Raw genomic sequence first — 18,201 nt, 5'->3', positions numbered from 1 at the left:
CCTGGAGCGCCTGTGCGCCCCCAGGGGCACCACCGTGCGCCCAGTGCGCGCACCGCACCGGCGCCGGGCATGAAATCATGGGCGAGCCGGTCAACCGGTGTGCTGCCGCCTGGGGTTGGCGCAGCAGAAGCACAACAGGCCGCGGCCTTCATGGGGGAGGAACGATGGCGGACAGCTTCGGACCGATGCGTCACCAGGGTGCCGGCGACGGCATCGGCACGGACGCGGGCGCCCCACGCAAGGAGCCCATCCGGGTCCTTGTGGTGGATGACCACGCCCTCTTCCGCCGCGGCCTGGAGATCGTCCTCGCCGCCGAGGAGGACATCCAGGTCGTCGGAGAGGCGGGCGACGGCGCGGAGGCGGTGGACAAGGCCGCCGATCTGCTGCCCGACATCGTGCTCATGGACGTACGCATGCCGAAGCGGGGCGGCATCGAGGCGTGCACCTCCATCAAGGAGGTGGCGCCCAGCGCCAAGATCATCATGCTGACGATCAGCGACGAGGAAGCCGACCTCTACGACGCCATCAAGGCGGGCGCCACCGGCTATCTCCTCAAGGAGATCTCCACGGACGAGGTGGCGACGGCCATCCGCGCGGTGGCGGACGGGCAGTCGCAGATCAGCCCGTCGATGGCGTCCAAGCTGCTCACCGAGTTCAAGTCGATGATCCAGCGCACCGACGAGCGGCGGCTCGTCCCCGCGCCCCGGCTGACCGACCGGGAGCTCGAAGTGCTCAAGCTCGTCGCCACCGGCATGAACAACCGTGACATCGCCAAGGAGTTGTTCATCTCGGAGAACACCGTGAAGAACCACGTGCGCAACATCCTGGAGAAGCTGCAGCTGCACTCCAGGATGGAGGCCGTCGTCTACGCGATGCGGGAGAAGATCCTCGAGATCAGGTGAGGGCCCGCACCAGCTCGGCGGTGAGCTCGGGGCGGTTCACCCGCTCCACCCGCACCGCGTCGCAGCCGACCCAGGACGCCGCCTCAAGCAGCGCCTGCGCCATCGGGGCCACCGCCTTCGGGGTGTCGAGCGCCACCTGCCTGGCGACCAGGGTGCTGCCCTCGCGCGCGGGGTCGACCCGGCCGAGGAGCCTGCCGCCCGCGAGCAGCGGCATGGCGAAATAGCCGTGGATCCGCTTCGGCTTGGGCACATACGCCTCCAGGCGGTGCGTGAACCCGAAGATCCGCTCGGTGCGCGCCCGCTCCCAGATCAGTGAGTCGAAGGGCGACAGGAGCGTGGTGCGGTGCCGACCGCGGGGCGTCGTCTCCAGGGCCTTCGGGTCGGCCCAGGCCGGCTTGGCCCAGCCCTGGACCGTCACCGGCACCAGACCCGAGTCCGCGACCACGGCGTCGAACTGCTCGCCCTTGAGCCGGTGGTAGTCGGCGATGTCCGCGCGCGTGCCGACGCCCAGCGCCTCACCGGCCAGCCGGACCAGGCGGCGCAGACACTCCGTGTCGTCCAGGTCGTCGTGGAGCAGGGCATCCGGGACGGCGCGCTCCGCCAGGTCGTACACCCGCTTCCAGGAGCGGCGCTCGGTGCACACCACCTCGCCGTACATCAGCGCCCGCTCGACGGCGATCTTCGACTCGGACCAGTCCCACCACTCGCCCTTGTTCTTCGCGCCGCCCAACTCCGTCGCGGTGAGCGGGCCTTCGGCGCGGAGCTGCTTGATGACCTGGTCGTACGCCCCGGCGGGCAGGTCGTGGTGCCACTGCGGGCGGGCGCGGTAGGCGCGGCGGCGGAAGGCGAAGTGCGGCCACTCCTCGATGGGGAGGATGCAGGCGGCGTGCGACCAGTACTCGAAAGCGTGCGTGTCCGTCCAGTACGCCGCTTCCACGGTGTCGCGGCCTACGGCGCCCAGGCGTGCGTACGGAATGAGTTCGTGCGAGCGGGCCAGGACCGAGATCGTGTCGAGCTGGACCGCGCCCAGGTGGCGCAGCACGCCCCGGACCCCGGACCTGCGGTCGGGGGCTCCCAGGAAGCCCTGCGCGCGCAGGACCATGCGGCGTGCCTCGTCGGCGGAGAGTTCGATGGCGGGGCTCGGCAGGCTCGTCATGGTCCGAACGATAGGCGGCGGCACTGACATTGGGGCGGGCCCGGTCGGCGCAGGGCCCGTCGCGGAGGGGGCTCACGCCCTCGCGGGCAGGTACGGGTGCGGTGACGGCATGCCGAGGTCCGAGGGGAGCAGGGAGCCGACCCAGCAGTCACGGAGCGTCTCCTTGTTGAGCATGCCCGCGCGGTGGACGCCCTCCACGGTGAAGCCGGCCTTCTCCACGACCGCCCGCGAGCCGGTGTTGCCGACCTCCGCGCGCCACTCCAGGCGGGTGCAGCGCAGGTCGGTGAAGGCCCAGCGGGCGAGGGCGAGCACGGCCTCCCGCATATAGCCGCGGCCCCGGTGCTCCTTGGCCGTCCAGTAGCCGATCTCCCAGGTGCCCGAGCGCGGGTGGTGCAGGCTGGCGGCGGCGAGCAGGGGGCCGCCTTCACGGGGACGTACGGCGAAGGTGTATTCCGTGTCGTTGCGCCAGCCTGCGGGGACCATGGCGTGCACGAAGTCCTCGGCGTCCACGCGCGCGTACGGCGAGGGAATGGTGGTCCAGCGCTGGATGTCCGGGTCCTGGCAGGCCGCGTGGGTCTCATCGATGTCCTCGGGTGTGAAGACACGCAGGAACAGACGTTCGGTGGTGAGAGTGACGGGCTCCATCAAGCGATGATGAGGGGGCGCCGTCCCGGGAGCCAGTACTTTTCGCCCGCCCTTCGCGATCACCTCTCGCGGGGCACTCGGGGGCGCGACCCGGCACCTTCGGCGCCCCTCGTCCGTTGACCTCATGGCACACCTCCCGGCGCGGCCCGGTCCTCGCATACGATGGCCGGTGCCCGACGAGTAAAACCGACCATGCCAGGCCCGACCGGCAAGGAGACCAACCCCCGTGTCCGTCCTCTCGAAGATCATGCGTGCAGGCGAAGGCAAGATCCTGCGCAAGCTGCACCGCATCGCGGACCAGGTCAACTCCATCGAAGAGGACTTCGTCAGCCTCTCCGACGCCGAGCTGCGCGCGCTGACCCAGGAGTACAAGGAGCGATACGCCGACGGCGAGTCGCTCGACGACCTCCTTCCCGAGGCCTTCGCGACGGTCCGCGAGGCCGCCAAGCGCGTCCTGGGCCAGCGCCACTACGACGTCCAGATGATGGGCGGCGCCGCGCTGCACATGGGCTACGTCGCGGAGATGAAGACCGGTGAGGGCAAGACCCTCGTCGGCACCCTGCCCGCTTATCTGAACGCCCTCTCCGGCAAGGGCGTCCACCTGATCACGGTCAACGACTACCTGGCCGAGCGCGACTCCGAGATGATGGGTCGCGTCCACAAGTTCCTGGGCCTGACCGTCGGCTGCATCCTGGCCAACATGACGCCGGCCCAGCGCCGCGAGCAGTACAACTGCGACATCACCTACGGCACGAACAACGAATTCGGCTTCGACTACCTGCGCGACAACATGGCGTGGTCGAAGGACGAGCTGGTGCAGCGCGGCCACAACTTCGCGATCGTCGACGAGGTCGACTCGATCCTCGTCGACGAGGCCCGTACGCCGCTGATCATCTCCGGCCCCGCCGACCAGGCCACCAAGTGGTACGGCGACTTCGCCAAGCTGGTCACGCGCCTCACCAAGGGTGAGCCCGGCAACCAGCTCAAGGGCATCGAGGAGACCGGGGACTACGAGGTCGACGAGAAGAAGCGCACCGTCGCCATCCACGAGTCCGGTGTCGCCAAGGTCGAGGACTGGCTGGGCATCGACAACCTCTACGAGTCGGTGAACACGCCGCTGGTGGGTTACCTGAACAACGCCATCAAGGCCAAGGAACTCTTCAAGAAGGACAAGGACTACGTCGTCATCGACGGCGAAGTCATGATCGTCGACGAGCACACCGGCCGTATCCTCGCCGGGCGCCGCTACAACGAGGGCATGCACCAGGCGATCGAGGCGAAGGAAGGGGTGGACATCAAGGACGAGAACCAGACCCTTGCGACCATCACCCTCCAGAACTTCTTCCGCCTCTACAAGCGCGAGGGCTACGACAGCGGCCTCTCCGGCATGACCGGTACGGCCATGACCGAGGCCGCCGAGTTCCACCAGATCTACAAGCTGGGCGTCGTGCCGATCCCGACGAACCGGCCGATGGTCCGCGCCGACCAGTCCGACCTGATCTACCGCACCGAGGTCGCGAAGTTCGCCGCCGTCGTCGACGACATCGCCGAGAAGCACGAGAAGGGTCAGCCGATCCTGGTCGGCACGACCTCCGTCGAGAAGTCGGAGTACCTCTCCCAGCAGCTGTCCAAGCGCGGGATCCAGCACGAGGTGCTGAACGCCAAGCAGCACGACCGTGAGGCGACCATCGTCGCCCAGGCCGGCCGCAAGGGCGCCGTGACCGTCGCCACGAACATGGCCGGCCGTGGTACGGACATCAAGCTCGGCGGCAACCCCGACGACCTCGCCGAGGCGGAGCTGCGCCAGCGCGGCCTCGACCCCGTCGAGCACGCCGAGGAGTGGGCCGCCGCGCTGCCCGCCGCCATGGAGAAGGCCGAGCGGGCCGTCAAGGCCGAGTTCGAAGAGGTCAAGGAGCTCGGCGGCCTCTACGTGCTGGGCACTGAGCGGCACGAGTCGCGCCGTATCGACAACCAGCTGCGTGGTCGTTCCGGCCGTCAGGGCGACCCCGGCGAGTCCCGCTTCTACCTGTCGCTCGGTGACGACCTGATGCGCCTCTTCAAGGCGCAGATGGTCGAGCGCGTGATGTCCATGGCCAATGTGCCGGACGACGTGCCCATCGAGAACAAGATGGTGACCCGCGCGATCGCCTCCGCGCAGTCCCAGGTGGAGCAGCAGAACTTCGAGACCCGGAAGAACGTCCTCAAGTACGACGAGGTCCTCAACCGGCAGCGCGAGGTCATCTACGGAGAGCGCCGCCGCGTCCTGGAGGGCGAGGATCTGCAGGACCAGATCACGCACTTCATGGACGACACGATCGACGCGTACATCGCCGCCGAGACCGCCGAGGGCTTCGCCGAGGAGTGGGACCTGGACCGGCTGTGGGGCGCCTTCAAGCAGCTCTACCCCGTCAAGGTCACCGTCGAGGAGCTGGAGGAGGCCGCGGGCGACCGCGCGGGCCTCACCGCCGAGTTCATCTCCGAGGCCATCAAGGACGACATCCACGAGCAGTACGCGGCCCGTGAGGCGCAGCTCGGCTCCGACATCATGCGTGAGCTGGAGCGGCGTGTCGTCCTGTCGGTCCTGGACCGCAAGTGGCGCGAGCACCTCTACGAGATGGACTACCTCCAGGAGGGCATCGGCCTCCGTGCCATGGCGCAGAAGGACCCGCTGGTCGAGTACCAGCGCGAGGGCTTCGACATGTTCAACGCCATGATGGACGGCATCAAGGAGGAGTCCGTCGGCTACCTGTTCAACCTGGAGGTCCAGGTCGAGCAGCAGGTCGAGGAAGTCCCCGTCTCGGACGCGACGCCTTCGCTGACGAAGGACGGCGTGCAGGACGCGGTGCCCGCGGGCGCCGGAACCTCGCGGCCGGAGATCCACGCCAAGGGCCTCGAGGCGCCGCAGCGGCCCGACCGCCTGCACTTCCAGGCGCCGAACGCCGAGGGCGGGGTCGACGAGGGCGACTTCACCACGGACGGCTCCGAGGTCCGGTCCGAGGCGGACGGGATGACCCGTGCGGAGCGGCGCAAGGCCCAGAAGGGCGGGCGGCGGCGCAAGAAGTAGGCCGCAGCAGCGTTTGTTGCTTTGAGTGATGTCGTGAGGGGCCGGGCTTCTGTCCGGCCCCTTCGTCGTGGGCGGGGAGAGGGGGAGGGGGCGCGTCTCAGGGGCGTGGGTCTGTTTCGACTGCCGTGCAGCGCCACCTGCGGTCCGCTCCCAGCGTCAGGCGGAACGCCAGCGCGCGCAGCCTCGGGCCCGTCGCGACGCGGGCGAAGACCTCGTACGTCTCGGGGTGCGGCTGGTAGTGGCCGATCCGGTGGATCGTGGGGCGGTGGCCGCCCGCGCAGAGCGGCCTGAGCTCCGCCAGGCGGGCCAAGTCGTCGAAGGCCGTGTTGGCGATGTGCCGGGCCACCCAGTGCATCGGGCGCTGGCCGCTGAGGACCAGGAGCAGGCGTTCCGCGAAGACCTCGGTGGGGTGCGGGGGTGGCTGGGCGGGGATCGTGCCGGGCGGGCGTTCGCGGTTCGAGGGACGGCGGGAGTCCCTCCGGGTCGGCGGGCGGCCCGTGGGCGGGCGGCTCGCGGGTGGCCGGGTGGCTGCCGGGCGGGGGCGGGGCCTCGTCATCACCTTGTGCATGGGGTGCCTCTCTTGTTCGCCTGAGGGTGCGTGCGGGGGTCCGGCTCGTGCTCGGTACCGGGGAGTAACTTCCTGGTGGGGATCTTGTACGGGGGCGGAGGCGGGCGGGGCAAGAGGGCTGAGGGGGTGCGGGGGGTCGCTCTCGGGTTCACCTATCAGGGGGGTGCGGGGGCTCGGGAGCGGTGGGGCGGCGGGGGTGTGGTGGGTGAGATGTCGTACGGGTGTTGACCGCTGCGGGGGTCGTGGGGGGAGCTCGATGGGGGACTCCCGCACGTATATGGGGGGCTCCCGCACGTATCCTGAAGGTCTCTCCACGACCACGAAGTCCGCGTGCCGCGGACACGGATGAAAGCGGTCAGCCCCATGCGCGTCTACGTTCCCGTGACCCTGCCCCGGCTCGCCGAGGCGTACAAGGCGGGGGAGCTGGGGCCCGGGCCGCTCGTCGCCTATGCCGTCACGCCCGCCCTGCGGGAGTGGTACGTCTCGGACGACATCGAGGAGCTCGAGTACGCGGCGCTGAACCGGGCGGCGATGGCGTCGCTGCGGATGGTCGCGGTGGACTCCGGGGCCGCGCGGCGCCGGGTCGTCCTCGCGGCGGACGTGCCGGACGGGGCCGCCGTCGCCGATCCCGACCGGGGGCTCGATCAGGGGGCGCTCGGCGAGGTGCGGATCGGCGGGGCGCTGCCGCTGGGGAAGGTGGCGGCCGTGCACGTGGACGCGGGGGACGCGGAGGCGGACGTACGGGCTGCTGTCGAGGCCTTGGGGGCGGCGGACCAGGGTGACGACGACGCGCGGTTCGTGGTGGACGGGGTCGAGGACCATGAGCTGCTCTGGTTCGCCACGCAGGAGATCCCCGAGCTGATCCGCTGACTTTTCTGGCGGGGCGCCTTGTGCGGGTTTGCGCCTTGTGCCCGTCTGTGGGGCGGGGCCGCGGGGGTATGTGCGTACTCGCCATCCCTGCGCCGCGCCTCAAGTCCAAAGACGCCACAGTGTGCTCGGTGCTCCGTTCGCACATACCCCCACGTCCCCTCGCGAGCGCTCGCGGCTGCGGGCCGGTGGGGCCTTGCCCCCGGTCTGGGCGCTCGCGGTCGGTCGCGGGTCGGGGCGGGTAGATTTTCCGCATGGGGAAGTCGGTGCGCGGGGCGCATATCGTGTGGGACTGGAACGGGACGTTGCTGCATGACATCCATGCGGTGATCGAGGCGACGAACGCGTCCTTCGCGGAGCTCGGGCTCGAAGCGATCACGTTGGAGCGGTATCGCGAGCTGTACTGCGTGCCGATTCCGCGGTTCTACGAGCGGCTGATGGGGCGGCTTCCCACCGATGCCGAGTGGCGGGTCATGGACGCCGTCTTCCACAAGCACTACTGGGCGCGGGCGGAGGCCTGCGGGCTGGCCGAAGGGGCCGCCGAGCTGCTCGCCGCACGGCGGGACGAGGGGCGTACGCAGTCCTTGTTGTCGCTCGCCCCGCACGACCGGCTGATCCCTTTCGTGCGCCGGCACGGAATCCACGAGTACTTCGTGCGCATCGACGGCCGCACCGACGAGTCGCACGCCGGTAAGGCCGAGCGGATGGTGCGGCACCTCGACGCCTTCGAGGAGCGGCTCGACGTCGATCGGGTCGTCGTCATCGGGGACGCCGTCGACGACGCCGTCGCCGCGGCCCACGTGGGGGCGCGGGCCGTGCTCTACACCGGTGGCTCGCACAGCCGGGCGAGTCTGGAGCTCGCCGGGGTGCCCGTCGTCGACAGTCTGGCGGAGGCTGTCGAGGAGGCAGAGCGGCTCGTCGCCTGAGGGCGGTTGCGGTGATTCCGTTCACGCTCCGCGTCGTTCTGCGTACGCTGAGGTCCGGATCCTCGGGACGACGTGGCGGGGGCGGTATCGCGATGGGTTTCGGCTTCGGGCAGCGGCGGGGCGGGCAACTGCCCGCCGAGTTGACCTCGTTCGTCGGGCGGGTGGACGAACTGGCGCAGGTGCAGGCGGCGTTCGCGTACGCGCGGCTCGTCACGCTGGTCGGGCCGGGAGGCGTCGGCAAGAGCCGTACCGCGCTGCGGGCGGCCGCCGGGCTCGGGGAGCGGTTTCCTGACGGGGTGTGGCTGGCCGAGCTCTCGGCCTTGCGGGACCCGGAGTTGATCCCCGCCACGCTCGCGGCGGTCCTCGAACTGCCGGAGCAGTCCGGGATGGAGCCGCTCGACGCGGTCGTGGCGCATCTGCAGGGGCGGCGGCTGCTCATCGTCCTCGACACCTGTGAGCACCTCGTCGACGCGTGCGCGATGCTCTCCGACATCCTGCTGCGCGAGGCCGCCGACGTGTGTGTGCTCGCGACCAGCCGGCAGCCGCTGGACGTGCCGGGGGAGCACTGCTGTCCCGTGTCGCCGCTCGCGCCGGACGACGCGGTGGAGTTGTTCGCGCAGCGGGCCGCCGGGGTCGTGCCCGGGTTCCGGGTGAGCGACGCCAACCGGGAGCGGCTGGTGGACCTGGTGCATCGGCTCGACTGCATTCCGCTCGCTCTGGAGCTTGCCGCGGTGCGGTTGCGGGTCGTTTCCGTCGAGGAGCTCGTGGCGCGGCTCGACGATCGTTTCCAAGTGCTCACCGGGGGGCGGCGCACCGCTCTGTCGCGGCATCAGACGTTGCGTACCGCCATCGACTGGTCCCATGAGCTGTGCACGCCTGACGAGCAGGTGCTGTGGGCCCGGCTCTCGGTCTTCGCCGGGTCCTTCGAGCTGGCGGCGGCCGAGCAGGTGTGCGGGGACGAGGCGCTGCCCGTCGGGGAGGTCCTCGGGCAGTTGATCGGGCTCGTCGACAAGTCGGTGGTGCAGCGGCTCGGGGAGGCCGGGAACCGTTACCGGCTGCTCGACACCCTCCGGGAGTACGGGGCCGAGCGGCTCGGCGAGGTGGAGGGCGACGGGGGCGCGGCGCTGCGGGCGCGGCACTTCGCGTACTACCGGGACATGGGGCGGCGCTTCGAGGAGGGGTTCCTGACCGCCGCCCAGCCGGAGCTGCACCGAGCCGTCCGCGCCGAGGCGGCCGGGTTGCGGGCCGCCCTTGAGTACGCGTACGAGACACAGGGGCGGGAGCGGGAGGGGCTCCGCCTCGCGGCGCGGCTGTGGCCGCACTGGCGGGCCTCGGGGACGCTCTCCGAAGGCGCGTACTGGATCGAGAAGGGGCTGGAGCGCGTCCCCGAGGACTGTTCGGCGCGGGCGTGGGGGCTGCTGGTGACCGGTGCCTTCGGCGTCTGGACCGCGGATCTCGCGACGGCCGTCGAGCGCATGGCGCTCGCGCGGGAGTGCGCGGAGCGTGCGGGCGACGAGGAGGTCGCGCAGTTCGCCGAGGCGTACGGCCAGGGGCTCGCCGCGCTGTGCGGGGACGAGTCGGGCCTTGCGGGGCTCGCGGACGTGCGGCGGCGGATGCTGGAGACCGACAACCGGCTGGGCCTCGTGGTGATGAGTTGCGAGGGCGCTCTGCTGCGGGCCGTCCTGGGGGACACGGACGGGGCCCTTGAGCTCTGCGCGCAGGGGCTCGACGCGTTGGAGGGGGTCGGTGAGCGGCAGTTCTACGGGTCCACGCTGATGGTGCAGGGGCTGGTGCGGTGGCTCGTGGGGGAGCGCGAGGCGGGGGTCGCGTCGATGTGCCGGGGGCTGGAGGCGGCGGGCGAGGTCGACGAGATCCTCGTCGCCGCGATGTGCTGTCACGGGCTGGCGTGGGCGGCCGCGCGGGAAGGCCGGCACGAGCGGGCCGCCTGGCTGTTCGGGTACGCGGAGAACGCGCGGCGGCTCCAGGGAGACCCGATCGGCATGCTGCCGACGTTGCTGGAGCGGCAGGAGGCCGCGCGGAAGTCGGTGCGGGAGGCGTTGGGCGGCAAGCAGTTCGACCGGTGGCACGCGGTGGGGGCGCGGCTGTCCGGGCAGCAGGTACTGGAGGCGGTGAGGAGCGGCGCGGACGTGCCGGGGCGGGCGCCGGCTCCGCGGGGGGCCGGGGCCGGGCGGCGGGTGGCGGGTGATGTGCTGACGCGGCGGGAGCGGGAGGTCGCCGCGCTGGTCGCCCAGGGGCTGTCGAACCGGGAGATCGCCGAGCGGCTGGTCATCTCGAAGCGGACTGCGGACGCGCACGTGGAGCACATCCTGGCGAAGCTGGGGGTGGGGTCCCGTACGGAGATCGCGGGGGCGGCCGAAGTCGGGTAGCTCGGGGCGCGATGGGTCCCTGGGCGGGACGTCTGCCCTCGCCGACAAGGGCAGACGCCCGGCAGCCGGGCACGGGGTGCGATGGGGCGGGTGCCGCCTTGCCACGACAGCCGTGGGGGAATGGACCAGGCACTGTCGGCAGCCCCGCCCCGCGCAGCCCCGTGAACGGCGCAGGACCGAGTCTGTCGGGCGGGTGCGTTTCCTGGCATCGGTATGCCTGAGGATCCGCATACCGATGTACGAGACTCCGTATACCTACCGGAGGGTGTCGCTCCGCATCAGGTGACCGGGGCCTTCGCCCGGAGGACCGTGAGGAACTCCCGCATCCAGCCCGAGTGGTCCGGCCACGCGCGGGACGAGACCAGCGTGCCGTCCACCACGACCTCCGCGTCCTGATAGGTCGCCCCCGCCGCCTGCATGTCCAGCTCGAGCGCCGGGTACGCCGTCACCCTGCGGCCGCTCAGGCCGTCGATCGCGGCGGTGAGGAGCGGGCCGTGGCAGATCTGGGCCACCGGCTTGTCCGCGTCGAAGAAGGACTTGAGGATCTTGCGGAGCTCCGGGTCGTTGCGCAGGTACTCCGGGGCCCGGCCGCCCGGGATCACCAGGGCGGCGTACTGGCCGGGATCCACCTCGGAGAAGGCGAGGTCCGCGGGCCAGGTGTAGCCCGGCTTCTCCGTGTAGGTGTCGAAGCCCGGCTCGAAGTCGTGGATCACCAGGCGCAGTTTCTTGCGGGCGGGGGCGGCTATGTGGACGTCGTAGCCCTCCTCGCGCAGCCGCTGGTAGGGGTAGAGGACTTCGAGTGACTCCGCCGCGTCGCCGGTCACCATCAGGATCTTCGCTGCCATCTTGCCGCGCTCCCCTCGGACGGGCGCTGCCGCTGTCGGCCGGCCCCTCCCGTCAACGTGCCCGCGCGCCGGCCGTTTGCCAAGAGGGGGTGGCGGCCGGGGTCACTGTGCAGACTGTCAAAGTTCCACCCCTGCTTTTGTACACATACGGCTCATGACGGCTTCCGGGTCGGGAGCGATAGCCTTGACCCGTGATCAGCGCGATATCCCGCGGGGGCATGGACGCCCCCGCTCTGCGCCCGGGGAACACGGTGGACAACCGTGCCCGGGGCCTCGCTGACGCTTCTTCGCGGTGCGGCCGGACCGGCCGGGCATGCCATCCGTCAGCGGAACCGCTGAAAATGGCGGAAAGCCGACCGCTCTTCCCGCACCGCGGCATAACGTCGATTCCGGCCGGAGACCCCGGGCCGCGACGTCACGGCACATCACTTCCTTCTACGTCACGCAATGGCGCGCGACAGGAGTCAGAGGACAATGCAGACCAAGCTGGACGAAGCCAAGGCCGAGCTGCTCGCGAGGGCCGCCCGGGTCGCTGAGAACAGCCCGGTCGGAGGGCGCCTGCCGAGCGGTGCACCGACCGGGACGACGAGCGAGGCCACGCCGGACCAGGACACGGCTCTCGCGTTCCTCCAGCGCTACTACCTGCACACCGCCCCCGAGGACCTGGCCGACCGCGACCCGGTCGACGTCTTCGGAGCCGCCTTCTCGCACTACCGGCTCGCCGAGAACCGCCCCCAGGGGACGGCCAACGTGCGGGTCCACACCCCGACGGTCGAGGAGAACGGCTGGACCTGCAGCCACTCCGTCGTCGAGGTGGTCACCGACGACATGCCCTTCCTCGTCGACTCCGTCACCAACGAGCTGTCCCGGCAGGGGCGCGGCATCCACGTCGTGATCCACCCGCAGGTCATCGTGCGGCGTGACGTGACCGGAAAGCTCCTGGAGGTGCTGACCGAGGGGGCCGGCGGCGAGCGGCCGCACGACGCGCTCGTCGAGTCGTGGATCCACGTCGAGATGGACCGCGAGACGGACCGCGCCGACCTGAAGCAGATCACCGCCGACCTGCTGCGGATCCTCAGCGACGTGCGGGAGACCGTCGAGGACTGGGAGAAGATGCGCGACGCCGCGCTGCGCATCGCCGACGAGCTGCCCACCGAGCCGACCGCCGGTGACCTGCCCGACCAGGAGGTCGAGGAGGCCCGCGAGCTGCTGCGCTGGCTCGCCGACAACCACTTCACGTTCCTGGGCTTCCGTGAGTACGACCTCACGGACGACGACTCCCTCGCCGCCGTCCCCGGCACCGGCCTCGGCATCCTGCGCGCCGACCCGAAGCACGACAGCGACGACCACCACCCGGTGAGCCCGTCCTTCAACCGGCTGCCCGCCGACGCGCGCGCCAAGGCCCGCGAGCACCGGCTCCTCGTCCTGACGAAGGCCAACAGCCGGGCGACGGTCCACCGGCCCAGCTACCTCGACTACGTCGGCGTGAAGAAGTTCGACGCCGACGGCAACGTGGTGGGGGAGCGGCGCTTCCTCGGGCTCTTCTCGTCCGCCGCGTACACCGAGTCCGTGCGCCGCGTGCCCGTCATCCGCCGCAAGGTCGCGGAGGTGCTCAAGGGCGCCGGGTTCTCGGCCAACAGCCACGACGGGCGCGACCTGCTCCAGATCCTGGAGACGTACCCGCGCGACGAGCTCTTCCAGACGCCCGCCGACGAGCTGCGGGCCATCGTCACGAGCGTCCTCTACCTCCAGGAGCGCCGCCGGCTGCGGCTCTACCTGCGCAAGGACGAGTACGGGCGCTACTACTCCGCCCTCGTCTACCTGCCGCGCGACCGTTACACCACCGGCGTCCGGCTGCGGATCATCGACATCCTCAAGGAGGAGCTGAACGGCGCAAGCGTCGACTTCACCGCCTGGAACACCGAGTCGATCCTCTCCCGCATCCACTTCGTGGTGCGGGTGCCCAAGGGCGGCGAGGTCCCCGACCTCTCCGAAGCCGACGTCGAGCGCATCGAGGGGCGGCTCGTCGACGCCGCCCGCTCCTGGGCCGACGGCTTCGCCGAGGCGCTGACCGCCGAGTGCGGCGAGGAGCGCGCCGCCGAACTGCTGCGCCGGTACGGGAGCGCCTTCCCCGAGGGCTACAAGGCCGACCACACGCCGCGCGCCGCCGTCGCCGACCTCCAGCACCTGGAGCAGCTCGGCCACGACGACAAGGACTTCGCCCTCTCCCTGTACGAGCCGGTGGGCGCCGCCCCCGGCGAGCGCCGCTTCAAGATCTACCGCACCGGTGAGCAGGTCTCCCTCTCCGCCGTGCTGCCCGTGCTGCAGCGCCTCGGCGTCGAGGTCACCGACGAGCGTCCGTACGAGCTGCGCTGCGCGGACCGTACGCACGCGTGGATCTACGACTTCGGGCTCCGCATGCCCAAGTCCCCGAACGGCAACGGCGACTACCTCGGCGACGACGGCCGCGAGCGCTTCCAGGAGGCCTTCGCCGCCGCCTGGACCGGTGCCGCCGAGGTCGACGGGTTCAACTCGCTGGTCCTGCGCGCCGGGCTCAACTGGCGTCAGGCGATGGTCCTGCGGGCGTACGCGAAGTACCTGCGCCAGGCCGGTTCGACGTTCAGCCAGGACTACATGGAGGACACCCTCCGCAACAACGTCCACACCACGCGGCTGCTCGTCTCGCTCTTCGAGGCGCGGATGTCGCCGGACCGCCAGCGCGCCGGGACCGAGCTGACCGACGGGCTCCTGGAGGAGCTGGACGGCGCGCTCGACCAGGTCGCGTCCCTGGACGAGGACCGCATCCTGCGCTCCTTCCTCACCGTCATCAAGGCGACGCTGCGGACGAACTTCTTCCAGACGGCGGAGAGCGGCGAACCGCACAACTACGTCTCCATGAAGTTCGACCCGCAGGCCATCCCCGACCTGCCGGCGCCCCGTCCCGCGTACGAGATCTGGGTGTACTCGCCCCGTGTCGAGGGTGTCCACCTGCGGTTCGGCAAGGTGGCGCGCGGCGGACTGCGCTGGTCCGACCGGAAGGAAGACTTCCGGACCGAGATCCTGGGCCTGGTCAAGGCGCAGATGGTGAAGAACACCGTCATCGTGCCCGTCGGTGCCAAGGGCGGCTTCGTCGCCAAGCAGCTGCCCGACCCGTCCGTGGACCGCGACGCGTGGCTGGCGGAGGGCGTCGCCTGCTACAAGACGTTCATCTCGGCGCTGCTCGACATCACCGACAACCTGGTCGCGGGCGAGGTCGTGCCGCCGGCCGACGTGGTGCGCCACGACGAGGACGACACCTATCTGGTGGTCGCCGCTGACAAGGGCACCGCGACGTTCTCGGACATCGCCAACCAGGTCGCGGAGTCGTACGACTTCTGGCTCGGCGACGCCTTCGCATCCGGCGGCTCCGCGGGCTACGACCACAAGGGCATGGGCATCACCGCCCGCGGCGCCTGGGAGTCCGTCAAGCGGCACTTCCGGGAGCTGGGCTGCGACACCCAGTCCGAGGACTTCACGGTCGTCGGCGTCGGCGACATGTCCGGTGACGTGTTCGGCAACGGCATGCTGCTCTCCGAGCACATCAGGCTCGTCGCGGCATTCGACCACCGGCACATCTTCATCGACCCGAAGCCGGACGCCGCCACCTCGTACGCCGAGCGCCGCCGCCTCTTCGAGCTGCCGCGCTCCTCCTGGGCCGACTACGACAAGGAGCTGCTCTCCGCGGGCGGCGGCATCTTCCCGCGCAGCGCCAAGGCGATCCAGCTCAACGCCCAGATCCGCGAGGCGCTCGGCATCGAGGGCAAGGTCGCCAAGATGACCCCGGCCGACCTGATGAAGGCCATCCTCCAGGCGCCGGTCGACCTGCTGTGGAACGGCGGCATCGGTACGTACGTGAAGTCGTCGGCCGAGTCCAACGCCGACGTCGGCGACAAGGCCAACGACGCGATCCGCGTGGACGGCCAGGACCTGCGCGTCAAGGTCGTCGGTGAGGGCGGCAACCTCGGCCTCACCCAGCTGGGCCGCATCGAGTTCGCGCGCGCCGGCGGCCGCATCAACACCGACGCCATCGACAACAGCGCGGGCGTGGACACCTCCGACCACGAGGTGAACATCAAGATCCTGCTCAACGCGGTGGTGGCCAACGGCGACATGACGGTCAAGCAGCGCAACAAGCTGCTCGCCGAGATGACCGACGAGGTCGGTCAGTTGGTGCTCCGCAACAACTACGCGCAGAACACCGCGCTCGCCAACGCCGTCGCCCAGTCGTCGTCCCTGCTCCACGCCCACCAGCGCTTCATGCGCAGGCTCGGCAAGCAGGGCCACCTCGACCGGGGTCTGGAGTTCCTGCCGAACGACCGGCAGATCCGCGAGCTGCTCAACTCCGGCCGCGGCCTCTCCCAGCCCGAGCTTGCCGTGCTCCTCGCCTACACGAAGATCACGGCCGCGGACGAGCTGATCCAGACGACGCTGCCCGACGACGCGTATCTGCGGCGGCTGCTGCACGCGTACTTCCCGAAGGCCCTGCACGAGAAGTTCCCCGAGCAGGTCGACGGGCACGCGCTGCGCCGCGAGATCATCACGACCGTGCTGGTCAACGACACGGTGAACACCGGTGGTTCGACCTTCCTGCACCGGCTGCGCGAGGAGACCGGTGCCTCGCTGGAGGAGATCGTGCGGGCGCAGCTCGCCGCCCGCGAGATCTTCGGCCTGAGCGAGGTGTGGGACGCGGTCGAGGCGCTCGACAACGTCGTGGCCGCCGACGTCCAGACCCGGGTCAGGCTGCACTCGCGGCGCCTCGTCGAGCGCGGCTCGCGCTGGCTGCTCAACAACCGGCCGCAGCCGCTGCAGCTCGCCGAGACGATCGACTTCTTCAGCAAGGGCGTCGCCGAGGTCTGGGCCGAGCTGCCGCAGCTCCTTCGCGGCTCCGACCTGGAGTGGTACCAGGGCATCCGCGACGAGCTGACGGGCGCGGGCGTGCCCGCCGAGCTCGCGCAGCGCGTCGCCGGGTTCTCGTCCGCCTTCCCGGCGCTCGACATCGTCGCCGTCGCCGAGCGGACGGGCAAGGAGCCGATGGCGGTCGCCGAGGTGTACTACGACCTCGCGGACCGGCTCCGCATCACCCAGCTCATGGACCGCATCATCGAGCTGCCGCGGGCCGACCGCTGGCAGTCCATGGCGCGCGCCTCCATCCGCGAGGACCTGTACGCCGCGCACGCCGCGCTCACCGCGGACGTCCTCGCCGTCGGCAACGGCGCCTCCACGCCGGAGCAGCGCTTCAAGGCGTGGGAGGAGAAGAACGCCCCGATCCTGAGCCGGGCGCGGACGACGCTGGAGGAGATCCAGAGCTCGGACGCGTTCGACCTGGCGAACCTGTCGGTGGCGATGCGGACGATGCGGACGTTGCTGCGCACGCATTCGTAGTTTCTGTTAAAGGGGGCGCCCCGGGCCGTTTTCGGCCCGGGGCGCCCCCTTGCGCGTGGCGGAGTGCGCCGCGAGCGGATTGGTTGCTTCCGCGGCGCGGAACGGGTGATGACATTCGCCATGCCTCGCCATACCCCATCAATTCAGACATTCGGTCTAAGGTGGGTGAGATTGTCTGATGGCGGTACGAGATCCGATGCGCAGGGAAGGTCGCGAGCGAGGCGATGACGGAAGCCATTCTGCTGGCCGGCGGGCAGGGCACCCGGCTGCGGCCGGTCACGGTCCACACGCCGAAGCCGATGGTCCCGGCGGCCGGGGTCCCGTTCCTCGCCCACCAGCTCGCCCGCCTCGCGGCCGCCGGCGTCGACCACGTCGTGCTGGCCACCTGCCATCTAGCCGAGGTCTTCGAACCGTACTTCGGGGACGGGGCGGCGTACGGCCTGGAACTGGAGTACGCCGTCGAGGACGCGCCCCTCGGCACCGGCGGCGCCATCCGCCACGCCGGGCGGCGCCTGCGGTCCGGCAGCGACGAACCCGTCCTCGTCCTCAACGGCGACATCCTCAGCGGCGTCGACATCCGCGGCCTCGTCGCGGCCCACCGGGAGCGCGGCGCCGACGTCACGCTCCACCTCGCCCGCGTCGACGACCCCCGGGCCTTCGGACTCGTGCCGACGGACGCCGACGGGCGCGTGCTCGCCTTCACCGAGAAGCCGCGGACGCCCGAGGAGATCGTCACCGACCAGATCAACGCGGGCGCCTACGTGTTCCGGCGGTCCGTCATCGACGCGATCCCCGGGGGACGCGCCGTCTCCGTGGAGCGGGAGACGTTCCCGGGGCTGCTCGCCTCGGGCGCGTATCTGCACGGCCTGGTCGAGGACGCCTACTGGCTGGACCTCGGCCGCCCCGAAGCGCTCGTCCAGGCCTCCGCCGATCTCGTACGCGGCGTCATCCACTCGTCCGCCCTGCCGGGGGAGCGGGGCGAGGCGCTCGTCCTGCCCGGCGCCCACGTCGCGCCGGACGCCGGCCTCGCGGCGGGCACCGTCGTCGGCGCCGGGGCCCGCATCGGGGCGGGAGCGGTCGTGCACGGCTCGGTCGTGCTCGACGGGGCGGAGGTGGGGGCAGGCGCCGACATCCGCCGGAGCCTGATCGGCGCGCGGGCCCGCGTCGGGCGCCGCACCGTCCTGGAAGGCGCGGTCGTCGGGGACGGCGCGCGCGTGGGGGCCGACAACGAACTGCGGACCGGGGCGCGGGTGTGGTGCGAGGCGGTGCTGCCCGACGCGGCGCTCCGCTTCTCGCCGGACGTCCCCCACGCATCGCCGACCATCGAAGGGCTTGAGCAGTGACAGTGAACCTCCCCCAGGACATGCCGGAGCACGGCTCGGGGCGCGGCGCCGTGGAGCACGGCTCGGAGCGCGGTGCC

Annotated in this window: 11 protein-coding genes; 7 read left to right on the top strand and 4 right to left on the bottom strand. The window is 70.9% G+C overall.

All coding sequences use genetic code 11. The features are described 5' to 3' along the window. Window positions 1-164: 164 nt before the first annotated feature. The gene (locus tag ACH4D5_RS04535) at window positions 165-902 is read left to right on the top strand and encodes a response regulator (RefSeq protein WP_398298418.1); all 738 of its coding nucleotides are present in this window, start codon (window positions 165-167) and stop codon (window positions 900-902) included. On the opposite strand, the gene ACH4D5_RS04530 is transcribed toward ACH4D5_RS04535, so the two are convergent. Further along, complete coding sequence (locus ACH4D5_RS04530; RefSeq protein ID WP_398298416.1) at window positions 895-2,058, bottom strand: winged helix-turn-helix domain-containing protein; 1,164 nt, start codon at window positions 2,056-2,058, stop codon at window positions 895-897. The two genes, ACH4D5_RS04535 and ACH4D5_RS04530, sit on opposite strands and share 8 nt — an antisense overlap. Before the next feature lie 72 nt (window positions 2,059-2,130). Further along, window positions 2,131-2,703, bottom strand: coding sequence for a GNAT family N-acetyltransferase (locus ACH4D5_RS04525; RefSeq protein WP_398298414.1), 573 nt, complete (start codon window positions 2,701-2,703; stop codon window positions 2,131-2,133). Window positions 2,704-2,929: 226 nt separating this feature from the next. Here ACH4D5_RS04525 and secA point away from each other — a divergent pair, with 226 nt between their 5' ends. Next, window positions 2,930-5,767, top strand: a complete 2,838-nt coding sequence (secA, locus tag ACH4D5_RS04520) for a preprotein translocase subunit SecA (protein WP_398298412.1) — start codon at window positions 2,930-2,932, stop codon at window positions 5,765-5,767. 97 nt (window positions 5,768-5,864) lie between these two features. Here the strand turns inward: secA and ACH4D5_RS04515 are convergent, their stop codons facing one another. Next, window positions 5,865-6,335 (bottom strand): Rv3235 family protein, encoded by a 471-nt coding sequence (locus tag ACH4D5_RS04515; protein ID WP_398298410.1) that lies wholly within the window; start codon window positions 6,333-6,335, stop codon window positions 5,865-5,867. Between the two features lie 363 nt (window positions 6,336-6,698). Between ACH4D5_RS04515 and ACH4D5_RS04510 the strand changes: the two genes are divergently transcribed. From ACH4D5_RS04510 to ACH4D5_RS04500, 3 genes are all read left to right on the top strand, one after another. Then, window positions 6,699-7,205: a DUF6912 family protein gene (locus tag ACH4D5_RS04510; protein WP_398298408.1), complete on the top strand. Its 507-nt coding sequence runs from the start codon at window positions 6,699-6,701 to the stop codon at window positions 7,203-7,205. Window positions 7,206-7,456: 251 nt separating this feature from the next. Beyond that, window positions 7,457-8,128, top strand: a complete 672-nt coding sequence (locus ACH4D5_RS04505; protein WP_398298406.1) for an HAD family hydrolase — start codon at window positions 7,457-7,459, stop codon at window positions 8,126-8,128. A 92-nt stretch (window positions 8,129-8,220) separates the two neighbouring features. Next, a complete protein-coding gene (locus ACH4D5_RS04500) occupies window positions 8,221-10,515 on the top strand; it encodes an ATP-binding protein (RefSeq protein WP_398298404.1) in 2,295 nt (764 codons plus the stop codon). 278 nt (window positions 10,516-10,793) lie between these two features. Here the strand turns inward: ACH4D5_RS04500 and ACH4D5_RS04495 are convergent, their stop codons facing one another. Then, window positions 10,794-11,360: a DJ-1/PfpI family protein gene (locus tag ACH4D5_RS04495; RefSeq protein WP_398298401.1), complete on the bottom strand. Its 567-nt coding sequence runs from the start codon at window positions 11,358-11,360 to the stop codon at window positions 10,794-10,796. Between the two features lie 474 nt (window positions 11,361-11,834). On the opposite strand from ACH4D5_RS04495, the gene ACH4D5_RS04490 reads away from it, so the two are divergent. Then, window positions 11,835-16,781, top strand: coding sequence for an NAD-glutamate dehydrogenase (locus tag ACH4D5_RS04490; protein WP_398298399.1), 4,947 nt, complete (start codon window positions 11,835-11,837; stop codon window positions 16,779-16,781). A 224-nt stretch (window positions 16,782-17,005) separates the two neighbouring features. Continuing rightward, the gene (locus tag ACH4D5_RS04485; protein WP_398298397.1) at window positions 17,006-18,124 is read left to right on the top strand and encodes a sugar phosphate nucleotidyltransferase; all 1,119 of its coding nucleotides are present in this window, start codon (window positions 17,006-17,008) and stop codon (window positions 18,122-18,124) included. Window positions 18,125-18,201 lie beyond the last annotated feature (77 nt).

It is taken from the genome of Streptomyces sp. NPDC018029, assembly GCF_044327655.1.
Taxonomy (GTDB): Bacteria; Actinomycetota; Actinomycetes; order Streptomycetales; family Streptomycetaceae; genus Streptomyces.
The sequence above is the reverse complement of the archived record's forward strand: the minus strand, read 5'-3'. Positions and strand labels throughout refer to the sequence as shown.

What these genes read in the sequence shown, in the direction of transcription:
- ACH4D5_RS04505 (WP_398298406.1), top strand. Translation starts at nt 7,457, where the DNA reads ATGGGGAAGTCGGTGCGCGGGGCGCATATCGTGTGGGACTGGAACGGG.
- ACH4D5_RS04500 (WP_398298404.1), top strand. Translation starts at nt 8,221, where the DNA reads ATGGGTTTCGGCTTCGGGCAGCGGCGGGGCGGGCAACTGCCCGCCGAG.
- ACH4D5_RS04535 (WP_398298418.1), top strand. Translation starts at nt 165, where the DNA reads ATGGCGGACAGCTTCGGACCGATGCGTCACCAGGGTGCCGGCGACGGC.
- ACH4D5_RS04525 (WP_398298414.1), bottom strand. Translation starts at nt 2,703, where the DNA reads ATGGAGCCCGTCACTCTCACCACCGAACGTCTGTTCCTGCGTGTCTTC.
- ACH4D5_RS04495 (WP_398298401.1), bottom strand. Translation starts at nt 11,360, where the DNA reads ATGGCAGCGAAGATCCTGATGGTGACCGGCGACGCGGCGGAGTCACTC.
- ACH4D5_RS04530 (WP_398298416.1), bottom strand. Translation starts at nt 2,058, where the DNA reads ATGACGAGCCTGCCGAGCCCCGCCATCGAACTCTCCGCCGACGAGGCA.
- ACH4D5_RS04490 (WP_398298399.1), top strand. Translation starts at nt 11,835, where the DNA reads ATGCAGACCAAGCTGGACGAAGCCAAGGCCGAGCTGCTCGCGAGGGCC.
- ACH4D5_RS04515 (WP_398298410.1), bottom strand. Translation starts at nt 6,335, where the DNA reads ATGCACAAGGTGATGACGAGGCCCCGCCCCCGCCCGGCAGCCACCCGG.
- ACH4D5_RS04485 (WP_398298397.1), top strand. Translation starts at nt 17,006, where the DNA reads ATGACGGAAGCCATTCTGCTGGCCGGCGGGCAGGGCACCCGGCTGCGG.
- ACH4D5_RS04510 (WP_398298408.1), top strand. Translation starts at nt 6,699, where the DNA reads ATGCGCGTCTACGTTCCCGTGACCCTGCCCCGGCTCGCCGAGGCGTAC.